This window comes from Herbaspirillum sp. WGmk3 (assembly GCF_023952535.1).
Classification (GTDB): domain Bacteria; phylum Pseudomonadota; class Gammaproteobacteria; order Burkholderiales; family Burkholderiaceae_D; genus Herbaspirillum; species Herbaspirillum huttiense.
Window position 1 is genome coordinate 271,058 of sequence record NZ_JAKYWT010000003.1, and the last position, 20,610, is coordinate 291,667.

The following is a 20,610-nucleotide window of genomic DNA, read 5'->3' on the forward strand; positions in this document are numbered from 1 at the left end:
CCATCCAAGATAATCCGCTGCCTGAAATTGCCAATGCATTCATATTCGACAATGCGGCGCACAAAAGCAGGGCAGCCCAAACCCGCCTGTGGCGGGCTCAAACGCACCAAAAGCAGGCAAGCCCTGCGCCGACTCCTTCATTTCGTCCATTTTGCGCCGCATCACCCGCCCTCCCGCCAGCGTGACCACATTGCGACACCCCGCGCAAACCCTTGCCACACCGGCGTCTGGCCGCCAATAATCGTCGCGGCTTGTTGTATGCCAATCTTGTATATCAGCGTGGCACACAACTTGCTGATGAGAGGATATGAACACCGATCCTTCCGCCAAGTCGTCGTCGCAGATAGCGGTCCGCATCACCGAGGCCATCCTCGCCAAGCAACTGGCACCGGGGACGCGCTTGGGCGAACAGCAGCTGGCCGATCTGTTCGGCGTCTCGCGCACCCAGGTGCGCGAAGCGCTGACCCGGCTCATGGCGCGTGGCATCGTCACCGTCAGTGCCCGGCGCGGCTGGTTCGTCATCGAGCCGACTGCTGAACAGGCGCGCGAAGCCTTCGAGGCACGCCGCGTGATCGAACTGGGGCTGTTGCGCCAGGCGCGGGTGCGGCCGATCAGCGCGCAGGCCATCGGCCAGCTGCGCGATCACATCGCACGTGAAGAGGCGGCCATCGCCGGGGCCGATGTGGGGGCGCGCAGCTATCTGCTGGGGGACTTCCATGTCTGCCTGTGCGAATGCCTGGGCAACTCGCTGCTGTCGGAAACGCTGCGCGACCTGACCGCGCGCACCACCTTGACGGCCATGCTGCACCAATCGTCGGAGCAGGCTGAGGATTCGTGTTCGGAACATGTATTGATCGTCGAAGCGCTGGAACGCGGCGATCTGGAACGGGCAGAGCAACTGATGCAGGACCACCTGCAGCATGTGGAATCAGGGCTCACCCAGGTGCGCAGCAGCGATCCGCTGGAACCGCTGCGGCAGGCGCTGGCATCGGTGTCGCGGCAGGGGGCTGCGGGCGAGACCGGACTGCCGCGCCAGGAAAGCAAACGGCCTTGAGCAGCACAGTACAGCACAGGCCACTCATCAACGTAGTCAACGACGTCAACCCAAGGGAAACTGCTATGAAACTGACCAAACTCCTGCTCGGCCTGATGGCCGGCGCCATGATGTTCTCCGCTTCGGCTGCCCGCGCCGACGCCCTGGACGATATCCAGAAGCACGGCACGCTGCGCGTGGCGGTGCCGGCCGACTTCCCGCCGTTCGGCTCGGTCGACAGCGACCTCAAGCCGCTGGGCTTCGACATCGACGTGGCCAATCTGATCGCCAAGAAGATCGGCGTGAAGGTCGAACTGATCCCGGTCTCCAGCGCCAACCGCATTCCCTACCTGACCACGAAGAAAGTCGACCTGGTCATCTCCAGCATGGGCAAGAACGCCGAGCGTGAGAAGGTGATCGACTTCAGCGCTGCCTATGCGCCCTTCTTCAATGGCGTGTTCGGCCCGGCCGACCTGCCGGTCAAGAGCGCCGCCGACCTGGCCGGCAAGACCATTGCCGTCACCCGTGGCTCGGTGGAAGACCTGGAACTGACCAAGATCGTGCCGGCCTCGGCCACCGTGAAGCGCTACGAAGACAACAACAGCACCATCAGCTCCTTCCTCTCCGGCCAGGTGCAGCTGGTAGCGACCGGCAACGTCGTGGCAGCCGCCATCATCGCCAAGAACCCGCCCAAGAAGCCCGAGACCAAGTTCCTGATCAAGGATTCGCCCTGCTTCATCGGCCTGAACAAGGGTGAGAAGAAGCTGCAGGACAAGGTCGACGCCATCCTGGCCGACGCCAAGAAGGACGGCAGCCTCAACGCCATCTCCCAGAAGTGGCTGGGCCTGCCGCTGCCGGCTGGCCTGTAATTTGCTGGTGTGACCGCACACCTTCGTGGTGTGCGGCATGACAGTTGCGGAAATCCACCAGTACAGTAGCAAGGCGACGGCAATACGGTCGCCCTAGAGCACCAATACAGTACCAATACAGCAGCAAACCAGTTTCACCCCGGCAGCAGGCAGGCGGACAACCCGGCAAACGCAGCATTTTCGAGGCAGGGCAGACACGACATCATGGCTTATCAATTCGATTTTCTTTCCACGCTCGACTACACCGACGTCATCGTCAAGGGTGTGGCGACCACCGCCGAGCTCATCGCCATCGGCGGCGTGCTGGGCGTGGCCGTGGGCATCTTCGGTGCCTGGGCACGCACGCAGGGGCCGGGCTGGCTCAAACCCATCGTCAGCGGCTATGTGGAGATCATCCGCAACACGCCCTTCCTGGTGCAGCTGTTCTTCATTTTCTTCGGCCTGCCTTCGCTGAACATCCACATCAGTGAAATCACCGCTGCCATCCTGGCCATGGTGATCAACCTGGGTGCCTACAGCACCGAGATCATCCGCGCCGGCGTGCAGGCGATTCCGCGCGGGCAGATCGAGGCGGCGCAATCGCTGTCGATGTCGCGCGGGCAGATCTTCCGCCACATCATCCTGCGTCCGGCGCTGCAGAAAATCTGGCCGGCACTGTCTTCGCAGGTGGTCATCGTCATGCTGGGCTCGGCGGTGTGTTCGCAGATCGCGGTGGAAGAATTGTCCTTCGCGGCCAACTACATCCAGGGCCGCAACTTCCGCGCCTTCGAAGCCTACATCGTCGCCACCGCCATCTACCTGGTGCTGGCCATCCTGTTGCGCCAGTTGCTGCGCCTGATCGGCAACCACTTCATCACCGCCCGGAGGACCGCATGATCACGTTCACCACCTGGGACATCGTCCGCAACCTGATGCTGGCGTGGCGCTGGACCATCGTCCTGTCGCTGGTCACCTTCGTGCTCGGTGGCGCACTGGGCCTGATCATCCTGTTCATGCGCACTTCGCGCCAGAACTGGCTGCGACAAGTCGCCCGGCTCTACATCGAACTGTTCCAAGGCACGCCGCTGCTGATGCAGTTGTTCCTGGTCTTCTTCGGCATTGCGCTGTTCGGTATCGAAGTGCCGGCCTGGCTGGCGGCGGGACTGGCGCTGATGTGCTGGAGCGCGTCGTATCTCGCCGAGATCTGGCGCGGTTGCGTGGAAGCCATTCCCAAGGGGCAGTGGGAAGCCTCATCGGTGCTGGCCATGGGCTACTTCCAGCAGATGCGCTACATCGTGCTGCCGCAGGCTTTCCGTATCGCGATTGCACCGACGGTGGGATTTGGCGTGCAGATCATCAAGTCGACGGCGGTGACCTCCATCATCGGCTTCATCGAATTGTCCAAGGCCGGCACCGTCATCACCAATGCCACCTTCCGCCCCTTCACGGTGTTTGCCATCGTGGGTGCCTTCTACTTCGTGCTTTGCTGGCCGCTGTCCAAGTACAGCCAGTCTTTAGAAAGGAAATACAATGCCGCTCATCGCCATTGACAACGTCAAGAAACGCTTCGGCGACAACGAAGTCCTCAAGGGCATCAGCCTGGACGTCGAGCCCGGTGAAGTGATCGCCATCATCGGCAAGAGCGGCTCGGGCAAGTCCACCCTGCTGCGCTGTATCAACGGCCTGGAGAGCATCGACGAAGGCAACATCAGCGTGGCCGGTGCCAAGCTGGGGGCGAGCGAACTGGAGCTGCGCAACCTGCGGCTGAAGGTCGGCATGATCTTCCAGCAGTTCAACCTGTTCCCGCATCTCTCGGTGGGCCGCAACGTGATGATTGCGCCGATGATCGTGAAGGGCACGAGCGAAGCCGAAGCGATGGCCACGGCCAAGGCCAATCTGGAGAAGGTCGGGCTGGGTCACAAGTTTGATGCATTTCCGGACCAACTCTCCGGCGGCCAGCAGCAGCGCGTGGCGATTGCGCGCGCACTGTCGATGAGTCCGCAGGCGCTGCTGTGCGACGAGATCACCTCGGCGCTGGATCCTGAACTGGTCAACGAAGTGCTGACCGTCATGCGCGGCCTGGCCAAGGAAGGCATGACCCTGCTGATGGTGACGCACGAGATGCGCTTTGCGCGCGAGGTCTGCAACCGGCTGGTGTTCATGCACCAGGGCAAGGTGCATGAGATCGGACCGCCGGAGGAATTGTTCGGCAATCCGAAGACGCCGGAATTGCAGCAGTTCATCGGGATGACGCAAGGGGCTTGAAGCGGACTCTGCACAAGTTGCTGTAGCGGGATCACAACCCCAGGTCTGGAAGAATTTCCGGGCCTGGGTTTTTTAATGCTCAACCTTCTTTCGATGACCGTCGGACTGCTATGGTCCCTTCGTCTCAACAGCTCCAATTTTTCAACACTGCTCAAGCGAAGGAAGCGACCATGATCAGCGCTGCAATGACGGAATCGGAATATCTCGCCGCGCTTGCCGAGATTGAAACACTGATGTTGGCGACACTTGACTCTGAAGATGGGCAGCGTTTGGATGCGCTGGTGTGCCTTGTCCAAACCTATGAGTCAAAATATTGCCGGCTGTGAAGGCATTTCCGGCCGACACCGCCGAAAATCATTGCCCCATGCAAAAGCCCCGGCTGAAACCGGGGCTTTTGCATGATGCGATCGGGCAATCGCGAATCATCGGTCGACTTCACACACCTTCCGGTCATTCTCATAAAACACCACCGGCCCCGTCGTGAACCGTTCCTTGGGAATGGCCACCATCAGGTAATCCTTGATGCGATACGAAGCGCCGGAAGCCGGTGCGCGATAGAGATAGTTCAGACGCAGGGTGCCGTCGCGCAGACGCAGAGACAAGGGCGTGAAGACATGGGGACGTTCCGCCGCATCCGGGGCGGTCATGCTGCGCGCCACCACCAGATATTGCTTGCGTTCAAAATGATCGGCCGAAGGACCGAAGGGACGCTTGTCGTTCATCACCGGAGCCGGCTGCATCCAGCGGTCCCACTCGGCGCGGCTGCGGATCAGGGCACAGAAAACCGGCTGGCGCTGCTCATCCCAGTTCTTCAGGAAACCCTGGTAGGAACCGCTCAGGACCGTCTTGTACGGTACCACCGTCGGATCCTCGGCTTCCGTCCACGGCATCATGGAACACCCCGACATGGCCACCAGTACGGTGCCACCCACGATCCACTGCATGCTTTCCCTGATCGACTTGCGCATTCGTTTCCCCCAAGAAGCTTAGCATTTAAACATGGCTTGCCCGATGCTGGCGAGATTTAGTTGCATCCCTGCCAAAGTCCCGCCCGGCGAGAGGACGCAGCACTGCTGCTCAGAACTCACGCAGCCTCTTTGGTTCAGCGGCATACCGGCTTTTACCTTTGTGGAGCCAGGGCTGCGATTTGCGTGATAATGCGGGGTCCGGAAGGCGGCTATGCTGGCGCGGCGAAGTGTCGCGCGGCGCCCACGGGTCTGTTCCCGCGCCCGCCTTCCCTGTTTCTGCCATTTTTGAAGGGTCGTTTCCATGAGCTCAGCTGTCATTTCTTCCTCCGCTACCGGCGCCGCGCTGGACGGTTTCATCGCCGGCCTGCCGAAAACCGAACTGCACCTGCACATCGAAGGCACGCTGGAACCCGAGCTGATGTTCGCCCTGGCCCAGCGCAACAACGTCGCCCTGCCCTATGCTTCGGTCGAGGACCTGCGCGCGGCCTACAACTTCAGCGACCTGCAGTCCTTCCTCGATCTCTACTACGCCGGCGCCAACGTGCTGCGCACCGAGCAGGACTTCTACGACATGACCGCCGCCTACATTGCCCGCGCGCAAGCCGACAACGTGCGCCATGCCGAGATCTTCTTCGATCCGCAAACCCACACCGAGCGCGGCATTCCGATCGCTACCGTGTTCGCCGGCATCGCCGCCGCCCTGCGCGATGCGCGCCGTCGCGACGGCTTCGGCAGCGTGATGATCATGTCCTTCCTGCGCCATCTTTCCGAAGAAGATGCCTTCGCCACCTTGGAAGCGGCACTGCCGCTGCGCGAGCAGTACGCCGACCTGTGGCTGGGCATCGGCCTGGATTCTTCCGAACGCGGCAATCCGCCGGAGAAGTTCGAACGCGTCTACGCCCGCTGCCGTGAACTCGGCTTCCGCCTGGTGGCCCACGCCGGTGAAGAAGGTCCGGCCGCCTACGTGATCGGCGCGCTGGACGTGCTGCACGTCGAACGCATCGACCACGGCGTGCGCAGCGAGGAAGATCCGGCCCTGATGCAGCGCCTGGCGCAACAGCGCATCCCGCTGACGGTGTGCCCGCTATCCAACCTGAAGCTGTGCGTGGTCAAGGACATGGCCGAGCACAACCTGGCGCGCCTGCTCGATGCCGGCCTGGCCGTGACCGTCAACTCCGACGACCCGGCCTACTTCGGCGGCTACATGAACGCCAACTACCACGCTGTCGCCCGCTCGCTGAACCTCTCGCGCGAGCAGGTGCTGCAGCTGGCACGCAATGGCATCGACGCCTGCTTCCTGTCCGACGAAGACAAGGCCACCCTGCACCAAGAGCTGGAACAGTACGCCACCAGCCACTGAACCTGCCGCAGCTTGCAACACCGCGCCCGGCCATGTGCCGGGCGTTTTCATATCCCTTGCGGTCAAGCACGCTTCTTGCATAGGAGTTACAGGGGATTGGCGACGGTCCGGCCCGTCTTTTGCAGCGCGCCACCGGCACCATTGACCACCCGTTTTTGCCGCAATCGAACGCACAGATTGACAACAATTTTTGAAATCAAGATTACGCCATGCAGCATGCGGTACGCCATTGTTCACAAGGGAAGTTTGCCCGATCGGCGCTGCGTCGCAGCATCGAAAGTCGCGTCGGCGGTGACCCAAAGAGGGTCACAGGGCATTCTTTTTGGTGCAGAATGAGCCCCGTTTTGTTGCAAATCCATTTTCAGATTGTTGACGATCCATGCGCCTCGTTGTTGACCGGCAAGACCTTCCAGACAGTCATTCCAGCCAGAGCATGAGCATCATGAACAAAGCCAGCAAAACCGCACGCCCCCCTGCCGCCCCGGCCCGCGCAAGTGCACGCGAGCGCGAAAGCACGGGAGCGGTCGAGGAGAGGATGTACCAGGACATCTATGACGCGATCATGGAACACCGCCTGCCGCCGCGTACCAAGCTGACCGAGCAGACCCTGTGCCAGATCTACGACACGGCCCGCCACACGGTGCGCAAGGTGCTGTCGCGCCTGGCCTCGGAGGGCATGGTGGATCTGGAAGCCAACCGGGGCGCTTTCATCGCCAGCCCTTCGCATGCCGAGGTGCGCGACATGTTCGAGCTGCGCAACATCCTCGAACATGCGGTGCTGGAGAAGGTGGGGCGCGAGGCGGGCACGCGCCAGATCGCCGGCTTGCGGCGCATGGTGGAGGAAGAGCGGGATTGCTATCTGAACGGTGACCGGCCGCGCTGGATCCGGCTTTCCGCCCAGTTCCACCTGGCGCTGGCGGAACTGACGGGCAACGCGCTGCTGGTGGAAACGCTGCGCAAGCTGGTCTCGCGCACCACGCTGATGATCGCCAAGACGGAGGCGCCGGGCCACAACGCCTGCTCCTTCGATGAACACGAAACCGTGCTGGAAGCGCTGGAAAAAGGCGATGTTGCCGCAGCCCAGTCGCATATGGCACATCACTTGCATTTGTGCGAGGACCGGGTACGGCCGGATGCGGACGATCAGTTCGATCTGCGTGCCGTGCTCGGCAAGGGACTGTGACCCACGGGCCGGCGCGCACACCCTGATTTTCCCGCCAGGGCGGATCAGGAAGATGGAAGAAGGAAGTGAGAAACAAACAGGGCCACGTCGCGCGGCCGAATGCAATACCGACCGTGTGACCACCACCATGCCGACAAGAGCATGCAGGAAGTCCGTTGAACAGCCCGGCTGCGGCCGGGCGTGATTCGTTTCACCCAACCTTTCTCTCTGATGGAGACCGGCCATGACTACCGACGCTTCCCCCTCCGCTGCACCCGGCGCCTATCTCGCCGGCGCCGACGATGCGCGCCTGACCAATGAAGACCTTGCCCCCCTGAAGAAACAGACCTGGGGTTCCTACAACATCTTTGCCTTCTGGATGTCCGACGTACACAGCGTGGGCGGCTACGTATTCGCCGGCAGCCTGTTCGCCCTGGGCCTCACCAGCTGGCAGGTGCTGATCTCGCTGCTGATCGGCATCAGCATCGTCTACCTGCTGTGCAACCTGGTGGCGCGTCCCAGCCAGGCGCATGGCGTGCCCTATCCGGTGATGAGCCGCCTGTCCTTTGGCGTGCTGGGCGCCAACGTCCCCGCCATGATCCGCGGCCTGATCGCGGTGGCCTGGTACGGCATCCAGACCTACCTGGCCTCGGCCGCCTTCGTGGTGGTGGTGCTGAAGTTCTTCCCGGAACTGAAGCCTTATGCCGATGTTCATGTGCACTCCTTCGCCGGCCTCTCCGCGCTGGGCTGGGGCGGCTTCCTGCTGCTGTGGGTGTTGCAGGCGCTGGTGTTCTGGAACGGCATGGAGACCATCAAGAAATTCATCGACTTTGCCGGTCCGGCGGTCTATGTGGTCATGTTCATCCTGGCGGGCTGGATGATCTACAAGGCCGGCTGGCAGAACGTCGGCCTGAACCTGGGCGAGATCAAGTACAGCGGCTGGGCCGCGGTCTCGGTGATGATCACGGCGATCTCGCTGGTGGTGTCCTACTTCTCGGGGCCGATGCTCAACTTCGGCGACTTCTCCCGCTACTGCCATACCTTCGCCGATGTGAAGCGCGGCAACTTCTGGGGCCTGCCGGTCAACTTCCTGGCCTTTTCGATAGTCACGGTGGTGACTACTTCGGCCACCATTGCCGTGTTTGGCGAACTGATCACCGATCCGGTAGAGACCGTCTCGCGCATCGACAGCACGACCGCTGCCGTGATTGGCGCGCTGACCTTCCTGACGGCCACCATCGGCATCAACATCGTGGCCAATTTCGTCTCGGCTGCCTTCGACTTTTCCAATCTCTCGCCCAGCCGCATCAGCTGGCGCGCCGGCGGGATGATCGCCGCCACGGCCTCGATCTTCATCACGCCCTGGAACCTGTTCGGCAATCCGGAAGTGATCCACTACACGCTGGATGTACTGGGCGGCTTCATCGGGCCGCTGTACGGCATCCTGCTGTCGGACTACTACCTGGTCAAGCAACGCCAGGTGAAGGTTGAGGATCTCTACACCATGCGTCCCGAAGGCCGTTACTGGTACACCAATGGCGTGAACCGTGATGCGGTCAAGGCGCTGGTGCTGGCTGCTGCCGTGTGCGTGGCCTGCGTGATGCTGCCGCAGCTGCGCAAAGCGGCGGACTTCTCCTGGTTCATCGGTGCGGCGCTGGGCGCGGTGTTCTACCTGATGTTCGCGCGCAAGCGTTGAGCGTCGCCGACCTGGACTTCATTGCATCAAGGAACAAGCATGCGCATCAAGCTGATCAATCCCAACACCACCATGAGCATGACCGAGGCCATGACTGCCTGCGCCCGTCAGGTAGCGGCACCCGGCACCGAGATCACGGGCGTGAGTCCGCAGATGGGGCCGGCCTCGATCGAGAGCCACTATGACGAGGCGCTGGCCGTGCCGGGCCTGCTGCAGGAAATCGAGCAGGGCGAGCGCGAGGGTGTGGATGCCTACGTGATTGCCTGTTTCGGTGATCCTGGTTTGTCGGCCGCGCGCGAGCTGGCGCGGGGACCGGTGATCGGGATTGCCGAAGCGGCGATGCACATGGCCAGTCTGGTCGCCCCGTCCTTCTCGGTGGTGACCACGCTGGCGCGCACCAGCGGCATGGCCTGGCATCTGGCCGAGCGTTACGGCATGCAGCGTTTTTGCCGTAACGTGCGCGCCTGCGAGATTGCGGTGCTGGAGTTGGAGAATCCGGCTTCCGATGCGCGGGCGCGCATTACCGACGAGTGCCGGCGTGCGCTGGCTGAAGACGGGGCCGAGGCCATCGTGCTGGGGTGTGCCGGCATGGCCGACCTGTGTGCGGCCATTGGCCGTGACATTGGTGCACCGGTGATCGACGGCGTGACCGCAGCGGTCAAGCTGGCGGAGTCGCTGGTGGCGCTGGGGCTGGGCACGGCCAAGGGTGGTGAGTGGGCGCGGCCTTTGCCCAAGGCTTATCATGGATTGCTCAGCGGTTTTGCACGTGTGTGATTTTCCCTGCGGCGCTGTGGTCGGGCGCTGCGATTTCCTTTCTTGACAGCCAAACGAAGAACTTATGTCACAGCAACAAACTTACCCTCGCGACCTGGCCGGCTACGGCCGCAACCCGCCGCACGCGCGCTGGCCCGGCCAGGCGCGGGTGGCTTTGCAATTCGTGCTGAATTATGAAGAAGGCGGCGAGAATTGCGTCTTGCATGGCGATCCGGCGTCGGAGCAATTCCTGTCCGAGATCGTGGGGGCGGCGGCTTATCCGGCGCGGCACATGTCGATGGAATCGATTTACGAATATGGGTCGCGGGTGGGGGTGTGGCGCATCCTGCGCGAGTTCGAGAAGCGTGGTCTGCCGATGACGATCTTTGGCGTGGCCACGGCCTTGCAGCGTTCGCCTGATGTGACTCAGGCGTTCCAGGAGCTGGGGCATGAGATTGCTTGCCATGGCTTGAAGTGGATTCATTATCAGAACATGGATATCGAGACCGAGCGGGCGCATATGCAGGAGGCGGTGCAGATCTTCCGTGAGCTCACCGGGAGCGCGCCGCTGGGCTGGTATACGGGGCGGGATTCGCCCAATACGCGGCAGCTGGTGGTGGAGCACGGGGGCTTTGCCTATGACTCCGATTACTACGGGGATGATCTGCCGTTCTGGACTGAAGTCGAGACCAGCGGTGGCGTGAAGGCACCGCATCTGGTGGTGCCTTATACGCTGGATTCCAATGACATGCGGTTTGCTACGCCTCAAGGGTTTAACACTAGCGAGCACTTCTACCAGTACCTCAAGGATAGTTTCGACGTGCTCTATGAAGAGGGTGAAGACGCGCCGAAGATGCTGTCCATCGGGATGCATTGCCGATTGCTCGGACGGCCTGGACGGTTCCGTGCCCTGCAGCGCTTCCTGGATTATGTGCAGTCACACGACAAAGTCTGGATCTGCCGGCGTATCGATATCGCTGAACACTGGAAGAAGACGCATCCATTTTTGGAGCGCTGATTTATTCCTTTTTGGAATTTATCTGTACCGCCTTGGGGTTTTGTCCTTGGGCGGTATTTTTTTGTCGGTGATGGTTTTGTGGCTTGGGGTAGTCTGCACGGAAATCTTTCCTGCGCTCTAGCTTAATTCTGTTCTCTCTCCGGTCGGAAGAACGCGCCGGGGGCGGCCCGGCAGCCGCTCACTTTTCTTGTCTCGCCAAGAAAAGTAAGCAAAAGAAGGCGACCGCAACTCCGCCGCCCTCCTTCGGAGGGTCCCCGCTTCAGTACCCAATAAAACGGGAAAAATAAAGTCGCTTCGCTCCGGTTATTTTTCTGATCCGTTTTATTGGGTACTGAAGCGGCGGCGCAGATGCGGACGACTGAAACGGCTCGCCTTCGGCCTCGCAACATCTCCGACTCGCCTTCGGCTTTGCGTTGGCGTTCTCTCGCCTTCGATACGTCGCTGCGCGACTACTCAGGACGAACGGACGGAAATTATTTAAACAAAAAACAAAAAAAGGAAAAACCCAAAACCCAGAGCGGGAATGGGAACGAACAAAAGGTCGATGCCGCAGGCGAGCCCACGCAAAGCCGAAGGCGAGTCGGAGACACGGCGAGGCCGAAGGCGAGCCCGTGGGGGGTGCTGTCCCCATAGAGCCAGCCGTCGCAGCGGAGCGAAAAGTGGATCAGAAGGATAGTGGGAGCGAAGCGACTCTATCCTTCCCACTTTTCGCTTCGCTGCGGCGGGGACCCTCCGCAGGAGGGCTGGCTCTTTGGGGTCGCCTTCTTTTGCTTACTTTTCTTGGCGAGACAAGAAAAGTGAGCGGCTGCCGGGCCGCTCCCGGCGCGTTCTTCCGACCGGAGAGAGAAAATAATTAAGCTAGAGCGCAGGAAAGATTTCCGTGCAGACTACCCCAAACCACAAAACCAGAAAAGCAGTCTGCCAAGCCACCAAGCAATCAAACCATCATTTAACGGGAGCGCCGCTTTCGAACCACTTCCCGATGATGGCACGTTCATCGTCGGTGATCTGAGTCATGTTCCCTAAGGGCATGGCCTTCTGCACGACAGCCTGTTGATAGATCTGCTGAGCGTGCTGGGAGATATGTTCAGGCGAATCGAGCAGCACGCCTTTGCCGGGCACAGGCATGAGGGCAGGTTTGGCGGCATGGCACTGGATGCATCGTGCCTGGATGACTTGCTGGACTTGGGCAAACGACCCTGCAGCCACAGCTTCGCCAGCAGGAGCAGGAGCAGCAGAGGAAGAAGGAGCAACAGCAGCCACCGGCTTGGACTGCATGGCAGGGCTCATCCACAAGATCACCGCCAGCAGCAGTGCAACAGCAATCCCCGGATACCACCAGTTATAAACCCCCTTGTGCCGCAACACGAAGAACTGCCGGATCAAGGCACCAGCGGCCATGATGCACAACAAGACAATCCAGTTATGCGGCGCGCTGTAAGTCATGCTGTAGTGATTGGACAGCATGGCAAACAGCACCGGCAAGGTGAAGTAAGTATTGTGGACGCTACGCTGCTTGCCGCGCTTGCCATGAATCGGATCGGGCGCTTGCCCGGCGCGCATGGAGGCCACCATCTTGCGCTGCCCCGGAATGATCCACACCAGCACGTTCGCGCTCATGATGGTGGCAAGGGAAGCCCCGCTGATGAGGAACGCCGCCCGCCCCGAGAACAGATGGCAGGCTGCCCAAACCGAAACGATCACCTGCAACCCGACCAGAATATTGACCAGCCGATCCGCCCCCGGCCGATCCCCGATGGTGCTGCAGATCGCGTCATAGATCAGCCAGTTGAAGACCAGGAAGGCAATCGCCGTCCCGCCCGCCATCGACGCCGACATGTCGAACACATTGCGATCCACCAAAAAGACGTTCGCATTGAAGAGATACAACAGCGAAAACAAGGCAAAGCCCGACAGCCAGGTACTGTAGGACTCCCAATAAAACCAGTGCAGATGCTCCGGCAACACCTTGGGTGCAAGAAGATACTTTTGCGGATTGTAGAAACCGCCGCCATGCACCGCCCACAGCTCCCCGCCGACGCCCTTCTCCTTGAGCTCAGGATCGGTCGGTGCCACCAGACTGTTGTCCAGCCAGACGAAATAGAACGAAGACCCGATCCAGGCAATCGCCGTGATCACGTGCAGCCAGCGCAGCAGCAGGTTCAGCCAGTCAAGTAGGTATGCTTCCATGATGCTCCGCTCTCAAATCCCTGTTGATGACGAAGGCCGCAACACGCAAACCCCCATCCTGTTCAAAACCCAGCAATTAGATATCAGCCCGGCCGATACCTCATGCCTGAAAACCTATAGCCAACATATGGCAAACAACATAGCGCCCGGGGCGCCACCGGCCAGCCACAGTGTAGCCAATTCCCGCCCAGGGGCGAGCACCCAATAAAAATGCCGGATCCGAAGACCCGGCATCGCCTTGATGCTGCAAGCAGCCGGATCGACCGGACGCTTAGAAGTGATACTCGGCGCGCACCATCGGGGTCTTTGCCAGCGAACCCGCCACGTTGCTCGGGTTGCCGAACTTGTTGCGCCAGTATTGATACTCCAGACCCACGCGGAAGGTGTTCTTGCCCATGCCCATCGTGGTACCGAGGTCATACATGATCTGGCCGTCGAAGTTCAGCTCGGGCGCAGTCGGACCACCGAACTCGTTCTTGCCCTTGGACGCGATGTAGTTCATGTAGCCTTCGAATGCCAGCCCGGTCGAACCCAGCGGGATGCCCCAGGCCAGGTTCAGCATCGGGTGCGTGTCGTAGCTGTAACGGCTCGACACACCGATCGGCTGGTTGCTCTCGAACAGCGCCAGCACGCTCACGTTCAGGAAGCCCGGCACGTCCAGCATCAGGGTCGGACCGACCACCCACATGCGCTTCTTGGAAGCGTAGCTCTTGTCATTCTTGGTGTTCCAGTCAAAGCCCAGCGTCAGGCCGACACCGCGTGCCGGGCCGAAGGACAGGTCCTTGCCGCTGATCTTGCCGATGTCCAGGGTATTGCGGTAGACGATGTAGGCTTCCTGCGCATTGTCATCCTTGCTGTCCGACATCAGCAGGTCCACGTTCAGGAAGTTGGTGCCGTACTTGTAACCGCTGGCGTGCTGGAAGTTGATGATGTTCTTGGTGATGTCCTGCGAATTGAAGGGCTCGGCAAACTTCGTGCCGTAACGGTAGCCGATCGAATTGTCCGACCAGTCAGCCGCCTGCGCCGACATGCTGCCGGCCGCCGACGCGACCACGGCTGCCATCATCCAGTACTTCCCCTTGATACCCTTCTTCATAAGTTTCTCCCTGTGTTGCTTGTCTAAAAAAATGGCGATTGAACCGGAGCCCGGTTCGCATATCGTGACGCCCTGCACTCTCCCCGTCACGGCATGGAATCCGCACCCCTCGTGTGCTTGCCCTCGTCAAATCAGGTCTGGCAAATGGCTGACCATCTGGCCGACACCCACACCGACCGGAGCGTTTACGCAAAGCCCGTGCCAGCCCCCAAGCTGGCCCTGTGCGCCTGCGATCGCCTGCCTCCGAAGTGCCTGATCGATTGCCCGCAACGCGAGCCGCACATCGCTGCATCGAGCGATGCGCCCCGCGCGCCGGGGCGCAATCCTAGCCGAGTCCCGGCACTTTCCCAAGCCCTCTTCCAGGACTTGGTTGCATGGTGACTCGCATTGTCGACAATCGTGGCAACGATGTGCGATCCGACAAAAATGCCCAGGAGGCGCATGCCGTCTGCCTTACAGCGCTGTAAGCCAATTTTTTTTAGTGCATTTTTTTCTACTTAGGTGCAGACAAGCACCAAATTGTCGCAAATGAATTTTTTGATTGTCGACAAAACGAAAAGCAGCTGTCGATCATCGGCACCACCCCTTGCCGACGGCGTGACGCCCGTCAAGGCCGACAAAGCGGAGCAGACGCGAACCGCAGGAGGCTTGGCACATTAAATGCTATTGAAGCTCCGGGATCTGACATTCAAACGAACAAGGAAGGAAGTCCACCGTGCATTCCAGCAAGCTCTTCAAACTCGGCACCACCGTTCTCGGCCTGGTACTGGCCGCCAGCTCCTCGCTGGCGCTGGCACAGGAAACCAAGGTCAAGTTCCAGCTGGACTGGCGTTTCGAAGGACCGGCCGCCCTGTTCCTGGTGGCCAAGTCCAAGGGCTACTTCGCACAGGAAAAGCTGGATGTCACCATCGACGCCGGCAACGGCTCCGGCAATGCGGTCAACCGCGTGGCCTCCGGCACCTATGACATGGGCTTTGCCGACATGGCCGCCCTGATGGAATTCACCGCCAACAATCCCGATGCCCCGGGCAAGCCGGTGGCCGTGATGATGGTCTACAACGACACGCCGGCCGCAGTGTTCTCGCTCAAGAAATCCGGCATCAAGAAGCCGGCGGACCTGGCCGGCAAGAAGCTGGGCGCACCGGTATTCGACGCCGGCCGCCGCGCTTATCCGATCTTCGCCAAGGCCAATGGCCTCGATGCCACCAAGGCGCAATGGACCAGCATGGACCCGCCGCTGCGCGAAACCATGCTGGCACGCGGCGACGTGGATGCCATCACCGGTTTCTATTTCACCTCGCTCCTGAACCTGAATGCGCGCGGCATCAAGGATGAAGACATCAACGTCATGATGTACCCGGACTACGGCGTGCGCCTGTACGGCAATACCATCATCGCCTCCGAAACCATGGTCAAGCAGAAGCCGGAAGCCATCAAGGGCTTCCTGCGCGCCTTCGCCAAGGCCAGCCGCGATGTGATGGCCAATCCGGAAGCCGCCATCAAGGTCCTGAAGGAACGCGATGGCCTCATCGATGAAAAGCTGGAACTGCGCCGCCTGAAACTGGCCATCGCCAGCGCGATCGCCACGCCGCACGCCAAGGCGGAAGGCTACGGACAGGTCTACAGCCCGCGCCTGACGCTCATGGCCTCGCAAGTCTCGGACGCCTACGGCACCAAGACCCGCGTCAACGCCGACAAGATCTGGAATGGCAGCTTCCTGCCGAGCAAGGCCGAGCTGGACGTGTTCCCCAAGTAAATCATTTATATCGTTTACCAAATTCATCCTTGACTGAAGCATTCATGAGCGAACCCTTCGTCGATTTCCGCCACGTCTACCTGGCCTATGACGGCGCCGCCGAATTTGCGGTGGAAGACATCGACCTGCAGACCCGCGCCGGCGAATTCATCGCCATCGTCGGGCCGTCCGGCTGCGGCAAGTCCACCTTCATGAAGCTGGCCACCGGCCTGAAGCAGCCCAATCGCGGCAGTGTCGTCATCAATGGCCAGACGGTCACGGGGCCGCTCAAATTCGTGGGCATGGCCTTCCAGGCCCCGACCCTGTTGCCCTGGCGCACCACGCTGGAAAACGTGCTGCTGCCGCTGGAGATCGTCGAGCCCTACCGGCGCGAGTTCAAGCAGAAGAAGGCCGAGTACACAGAGCGTGCGCTCAAGCTGCTCAAGACCGTGGGCCTGGATGGCTATGCCGACAAATTCCCGTGGCAACTCTCGGGCGGCATGCAGCAGCGCGCCTCGATCTGCCGCGCGCTGATTCATGAGCCCAAGATGCTGCTGCTGGATGAACCCTTCGGCGCGCTCGACGCGTTCACCCGCGAAGAGCTGTGGTGCGTGCTGCGCGACCTGTGGGCCGAGCGCCGCTTCAACGTCATCCTGGTCACGCACGACCTGCGCGAGGCGGCCTTCCTGGCCGACACCATCTATGTGATGAGCAAGCGCCCTGGCCGCATCGTGGTGCGGCGGGAAAACCCGCTGCCGCGTCCCTGCCCGCTGGAAACCACCTATACCGACGGCTTCAACGCGCTGGTGCATGAACTGCGCGAGCACATCGGCCACGTGCGCAATACCTGACCCTCACCAGGCCCGGCCAAGGAAACTCATGAAAACTCCGTTCAACGGCAAACTCAACCGCGCCGCCACCACGCTGGCGCCCTGGATCCTGCTGCTCGCCATCCTGGGCGTGTGGCAATTCATCTGCAGCGTGTGGCAGGTCTCCGACTTCATCTTTCCGAGTCCCGCTTCCATCCTGCAGGCCATGGTGGATTACGCCGGCCCAATTACGGAACATGCCCTCTCGACCTTTTGGGTCACCATGGTGGGCTTCGCCATCGCCGTGGCGGTCGGTGTGACGCTGGGCTTCGTGATCGGATCTTCACCCGTGCTGTATGCCGCCGCCTACCCGCTCATGACGGCCTTCAATGCCCTGCCCAAAGCGGCCTTCGTGCCGGTGCTGGTGGTCTGGTTCGGCATCGGCGCGGGGCCGGCCATCCTCACGGCATTCCTGATCTCCTTCTTCCCCATCATGGTCAACATCGCCACCGGCCTGGCCACGCTGGAACCGGAGCTGGAAGATGTCTTGCGCGTGCTGGGCGCGCGCCGCATGGACATCCTGCTCAAGGTCGGCCTGCCGCGTTCGATGCCGTATTTCTTCGCCTCCCTGAAGGTGGCCATCACGCTGGCCTTCGTGGGCTCGACCGTGTCCGAAATGAATGCCTCCAATCAGGGCATCGGCTACCTGCTGGTCTCGGCCGGCTCCTCGATGAAGATGCCGCTGGCCTTTGCCGGGCTGGTGGTGATCGGGGCCATGGCCATGGCCATGTACGAGCTGTTTGCCATCATCGAGAAACGCACCACCGGTTGGGCGCATCGGGGAAAATGAGGTAAATCGGGCCGTTACGCCGCAACAGGGGCGCAAAACCCGGCAAAAGCGGTATGCGGCGCGGCGCAATTTGTCTATGATGTCGCGCGTGCGAGCCGCAGGGGCGCTCGCGGCGGCCGCAGGCACGCGGACCGCGTTGCATTTCGACATGACCACATTCATCACCACAGGGAAATCACGTGAGCGCAGTTCCACTCCGTCTTGAAATCAGCCATGTGCGCAAGGCCTACCCGGGCGTGCTGGCCAATGACGATGTCAGCCTGGCGGTGGCGCCCGGCGAGATCCACGCCGTGCTCGGGGAGAACGGCGCGGGCAAGTCCACCCTGATGAAAATCATTTTCGGCGCCGTCAAGCCGGACGCCGGCGAACTGCGCTGGAACGGCGAGACCGTGCAGATCGCCAATCCACAGGTGGCGCGCAAGCTGGGCATTGCGATGGTGTTCCAGCATTTCTCGCTGTTCGATACGCTGACCGTGACCGAGAACATCGCCCTGGGCCTGGATGCCAAGACCGACCTCAAGGAACTGGCCGAACGCATCACCCGCACCGGCGAAAAATACGGACTGGAACTCGAACCGCAGCGCCATGTGCATACACTGTCGGTCGGTGAACGCCAGCGCGTGGAAATCGTGCGCGCGCTGCTGACCGAACCGCAATTGCTGATCCTGGACGAGCCGACCTCGGTGCTCACGCCCCAGGCGGTGGAAAAACTGTTCGTCACCCTGCGCCGCCTGGCCGACGAGGGTTGCAGCATTTTGTACATCAGCCACAAGCTCGACGAAATCCGCGCGCTGTGCCACAGCGCCACCGTCATGCGCGGTGGTCGCGTGACCGGCAACTGCGATCCGCGCAATGAAAGCAGCGCCAGCCTTTCGCGCATGATGATCGGTGACGAACTGGTGCGCCTGCAGCGCGAACGCAATCCCGATTCGCTGCGCAATGAACGCAAGCTGCACGTCAATCGTCTCTCGCTGCCCAAGGCGCATCTGTTTGCCACCGAACTGAAGGACATCGAATGTGAAGTGCGCGCCGGTGAAATCGTCGGCATCGCCGGGGTTTCGGGCAACGGCCAGCAAGAGCTGCTGGCGGCGCTCTCGGGCGAAGACCAGCGCGCTGCGCCCAACATGATCATGCTGGCCGGCAAGGCCGTGGGCGATCTCTCGCCCAATCCGCGCCGCGCGGCCGGCCTGGGCCTGGTGCCGGAAGAACGCCTGGGGCGCGGTGCCGTGCCTGGGCTTTCGCTCACGGCCAACATGCTGCTGTCGCATCAGAAAGCGCCCTACGTGAAGCGCGGCATGATCGATTTTGGTTTTACGCGGCGCGCTGCGGCGTCCATCATCGAACGCTTCAAGGTCAAGGCGGCAGGACCAGATGCCCCGGCCAAGAGCCTGTCGGGCGGCAATCTGCAGAAATTCATCGTCGGCCGCGAAATGGAACGCAAACCCGCCGTCTTCGTGGTGGCCCAGCCGACCTGGGGGGTGGACGTCGGTGCCGCCGCCCAGATCCACGGCGAAATCTTGAAACTGAAACAGGAAGGTTGTGCAGTGCTGGTGATCTCGGAAGAACTTGACGAATTGTTCGCATTATGTGATCGCCTGCACGTCATCGCCAAGGGGCGTCTGTCGCCTTCCATCCCCATCGAACAGGCCACGCGCGAACAAGTGGGGGTGTGGATGAGCGGCTTGTGGGATGAACCGGCAGCCGCTGCGGCGGAGGTGAACCATGGCTGAACGCATGAGCTTCCCGCTGCGTCTGGAACTGCGCGGTGCGCCGTCCAAGACCATGACCTATCTGTCGCCGGTGATCGCCATCGTCGCCACCCTCTTCCTCGGTGCGCTGCTGTTCCTGGCACTGGGCAAGGATCCGCTGGCCGGCCTGAAGGTGTTCCTGGTTGACCCGTTCAATGGCAAGCGCGCCATCAGCGAGCTGCTGCTCAAATCCGTGCCGCTGATCCTGTGCGCGCTGGGGCTGGCGGTGTGCTTCCGCGCCAGCATCTGGAACATCGGTGCCGAAGGCCAGTTCACGGTCGGCGCGCTCTGCTCGGGCGCCATGCTGGTGTGGCTGGATGTGCCGGGGCACGGCATTTCCGGCGGCATGGGGCTGGTGCTCATGATCGTGGCCGGCGTCATCGGCGGTGCCTTGTGGGCGGCCATCACGGCTTACTTGCGCGACCAGTTCAATGCCAATGAAATCCTGGTCTCGCTGATGCTGACCTATGTGGCGCAGCTGCTGCTGATGTGGGCCGTCAATGGCCCGCTGAAGGATCCCAATGGCATGAACTTCCCGCAATCGAAGGTGTTCTCCGGCGAATTCATGCTGCCCATGCTGATGTCGGGCACGCGCCTGCATATCGGCTTTGCGGTGGCCATCGTGGCGGCCATCCTGATGGCGATCTTCATGATGCGCAGCCTGCGCGGCTTCTCGCTCATGGTCGGTGGCGTGGCACCGCATGCGGCGCGCTATGCGGGTTTCTCGGCACGCTCGGCCTTGTGGGTATCGCTGCTGATCTCGGGGGCCTTTGCGGGACTGGCCGGGGCCTTCGAGATCGCCGGGCCGATCGGGCAGCTGTTACCGTCGGTGTCGCCGGGCTATGGTTTCGCCGCCATCATCGTGGCCTTCATCGGCCGCCTGCATCCGGTGGGTGCCATCCTGGGCGGGCTGATCATGTCGCTGCTGTACCTGGGCGGCGAGCTGGCGCAGTCGCGCCTGGGCCTGCCTTCGGCCATCACGGGCGTATTCCAGGGCATGCTGCTGTTCCTGCTGCTGGCCTGCGATACGCTCATCGATTACCGCCTGGCGTGGAAAAAGAAAGTCTAAGGAATCAGGA

Annotated in this window: 19 protein-coding genes; 16 read left to right on the forward strand and 3 right to left on the reverse strand. The window is 61.5% G+C overall.

Annotation, left to right across the window (positions count from 1 at the left end; genetic code table 11):
* Window positions 1-307: 307 nt before the first annotated feature.
* From MKD49_RS13190 to MKD49_RS13215, 6 genes are all read left to right on the forward strand, one after another.
* A complete protein-coding gene (locus tag MKD49_RS13190) occupies window positions 308-1,054 on the forward strand; it encodes a GntR family transcriptional regulator (protein WP_034334379.1) in 747 nt (248 codons plus the stop codon).
* A gap of 65 nt (window positions 1,055-1,119) precedes the next feature.
* Window positions 1,120-1,902: a transporter substrate-binding domain-containing protein gene (locus tag MKD49_RS13195; RefSeq protein ID WP_121040592.1), complete on the forward strand. Its 783-nt coding sequence runs from the start codon at window positions 1,120-1,122 to the stop codon at window positions 1,900-1,902.
* Between the two features lie 204 nt (window positions 1,903-2,106).
* Entirely contained in the window at window positions 2,107-2,778 is a 672-nt protein-coding gene (locus MKD49_RS13200; protein ID WP_034334375.1) for an amino acid ABC transporter permease, read from the forward strand.
* Window positions 2,775-3,431 carry an amino acid ABC transporter permease gene (locus MKD49_RS13205; protein ID WP_034334373.1) on the forward strand — a complete coding sequence of 219 codons (657 nt, stop codon included), beginning with the start codon at window positions 2,775-2,777 and terminating at the stop codon, window positions 3,429-3,431. Before MKD49_RS13200 ends, MKD49_RS13205 begins: the two co-directional genes overlap by 4 nt.
* Complete coding sequence (locus tag MKD49_RS13210; protein WP_077236161.1) at window positions 3,412-4,146, forward strand: amino acid ABC transporter ATP-binding protein; 735 nt, start codon at window positions 3,412-3,414, stop codon at window positions 4,144-4,146. The genes MKD49_RS13205 and MKD49_RS13210 overlap by 20 nt, the downstream gene beginning before the upstream one ends.
* Before the next feature lie 170 nt (window positions 4,147-4,316).
* Complete coding sequence (locus MKD49_RS13215) at window positions 4,317-4,472, forward strand: hypothetical protein (RefSeq protein WP_252696515.1); 156 nt, start codon at window positions 4,317-4,319, stop codon at window positions 4,470-4,472.
* 96 nt (window positions 4,473-4,568) lie between these two features.
* Here MKD49_RS13215 and MKD49_RS13220 read toward each other — a convergent pair whose 3' ends face one another.
* Window positions 4,569-5,114: a hypothetical protein gene (locus MKD49_RS13220; protein ID WP_039783703.1), complete on the reverse strand. Its 546-nt coding sequence runs from the start codon at window positions 5,112-5,114 to the stop codon at window positions 4,569-4,571.
* Between the two features lie 301 nt (window positions 5,115-5,415).
* Between MKD49_RS13220 and MKD49_RS13225 the strand changes: the two genes are divergently transcribed.
* From MKD49_RS13225 to puuE, 5 genes are all read left to right on the forward strand, one after another.
* Window positions 5,416-6,474 (forward strand): adenosine deaminase, encoded by a 1,059-nt coding sequence (locus MKD49_RS13225; protein WP_252696516.1) that lies wholly within the window; start codon window positions 5,416-5,418, stop codon window positions 6,472-6,474.
* A 442-nt stretch (window positions 6,475-6,916) separates the two neighbouring features.
* A complete protein-coding gene (locus MKD49_RS13230) occupies window positions 6,917-7,657 on the forward strand; it encodes a GntR family transcriptional regulator (RefSeq protein ID WP_034334381.1) in 741 nt (246 codons plus the stop codon).
* Window positions 7,658-7,880: 223 nt separating this feature from the next.
* Window positions 7,881-9,332, forward strand: a complete 1,452-nt coding sequence (locus tag MKD49_RS13235) for an NCS1 family nucleobase:cation symporter-1 (protein WP_252696517.1) — start codon at window positions 7,881-7,883, stop codon at window positions 9,330-9,332.
* Window positions 9,333-9,371: 39 nt separating this feature from the next.
* Window positions 9,372-10,106: an aspartate/glutamate racemase family protein gene (locus MKD49_RS13240; protein ID WP_121040599.1), complete on the forward strand. Its 735-nt coding sequence runs from the start codon at window positions 9,372-9,374 to the stop codon at window positions 10,104-10,106.
* Window positions 10,107-10,170: 64 nt separating this feature from the next.
* Entirely contained in the window at window positions 10,171-11,103 is a 933-nt protein-coding gene (gene puuE / locus MKD49_RS13245) for an allantoinase PuuE (RefSeq protein ID WP_252696518.1), read from the forward strand.
* Window positions 11,104-12,048: 945 nt separating this feature from the next.
* On the opposite strand, the gene MKD49_RS13250 is transcribed toward puuE, so the two are convergent.
* Complete coding sequence (locus MKD49_RS13250) at window positions 12,049-13,293, reverse strand: urate hydroxylase PuuD (RefSeq protein WP_252696519.1); 1,245 nt, start codon at window positions 13,291-13,293, stop codon at window positions 12,049-12,051.
* Between the two features lie 271 nt (window positions 13,294-13,564).
* On the reverse strand, window positions 13,565-14,389 hold the full coding sequence (locus MKD49_RS13255) for an outer envelope protein (protein ID WP_252696520.1): 825 nt from the start codon (window positions 14,387-14,389) through the stop codon (window positions 13,565-13,567).
* 715 nt (window positions 14,390-15,104) lie between these two features.
* Between MKD49_RS13255 and MKD49_RS13260 the strand changes: the two genes are divergently transcribed.
* From MKD49_RS13260 to MKD49_RS13280, 5 genes are all read left to right on the forward strand, one after another.
* The gene (locus tag MKD49_RS13260) at window positions 15,105-16,145 is read left to right on the forward strand and encodes an ABC transporter substrate-binding protein (RefSeq protein WP_252696521.1); all 1,041 of its coding nucleotides are present in this window, start codon (window positions 15,105-15,107) and stop codon (window positions 16,143-16,145) included.
* 44 nt (window positions 16,146-16,189) lie between these two features.
* Window positions 16,190-16,975 carry an ABC transporter ATP-binding protein gene (locus MKD49_RS13265; RefSeq protein WP_034332722.1) on the forward strand — a complete coding sequence of 262 codons (786 nt, stop codon included), beginning with the start codon at window positions 16,190-16,192 and terminating at the stop codon, window positions 16,973-16,975.
* Between the two features lie 28 nt (window positions 16,976-17,003).
* Window positions 17,004-17,783 carry an ABC transporter permease gene (locus tag MKD49_RS13270; RefSeq protein ID WP_051057499.1) on the forward strand — a complete coding sequence of 260 codons (780 nt, stop codon included), beginning with the start codon at window positions 17,004-17,006 and terminating at the stop codon, window positions 17,781-17,783.
* Window positions 17,784-17,962: 179 nt separating this feature from the next.
* On the forward strand, window positions 17,963-19,513 hold the full coding sequence (locus MKD49_RS13275; protein WP_034332724.1) for an ABC transporter ATP-binding protein: 1,551 nt from the start codon (window positions 17,963-17,965) through the stop codon (window positions 19,511-19,513).
* On the forward strand, window positions 19,506-20,600 hold the full coding sequence (locus MKD49_RS13280; RefSeq protein WP_034332725.1) for an ABC transporter permease: 1,095 nt from the start codon (window positions 19,506-19,508) through the stop codon (window positions 20,598-20,600). The genes MKD49_RS13275 and MKD49_RS13280 overlap by 8 nt, the downstream gene beginning before the upstream one ends.
* Window positions 20,601-20,610 lie beyond the last annotated feature (10 nt).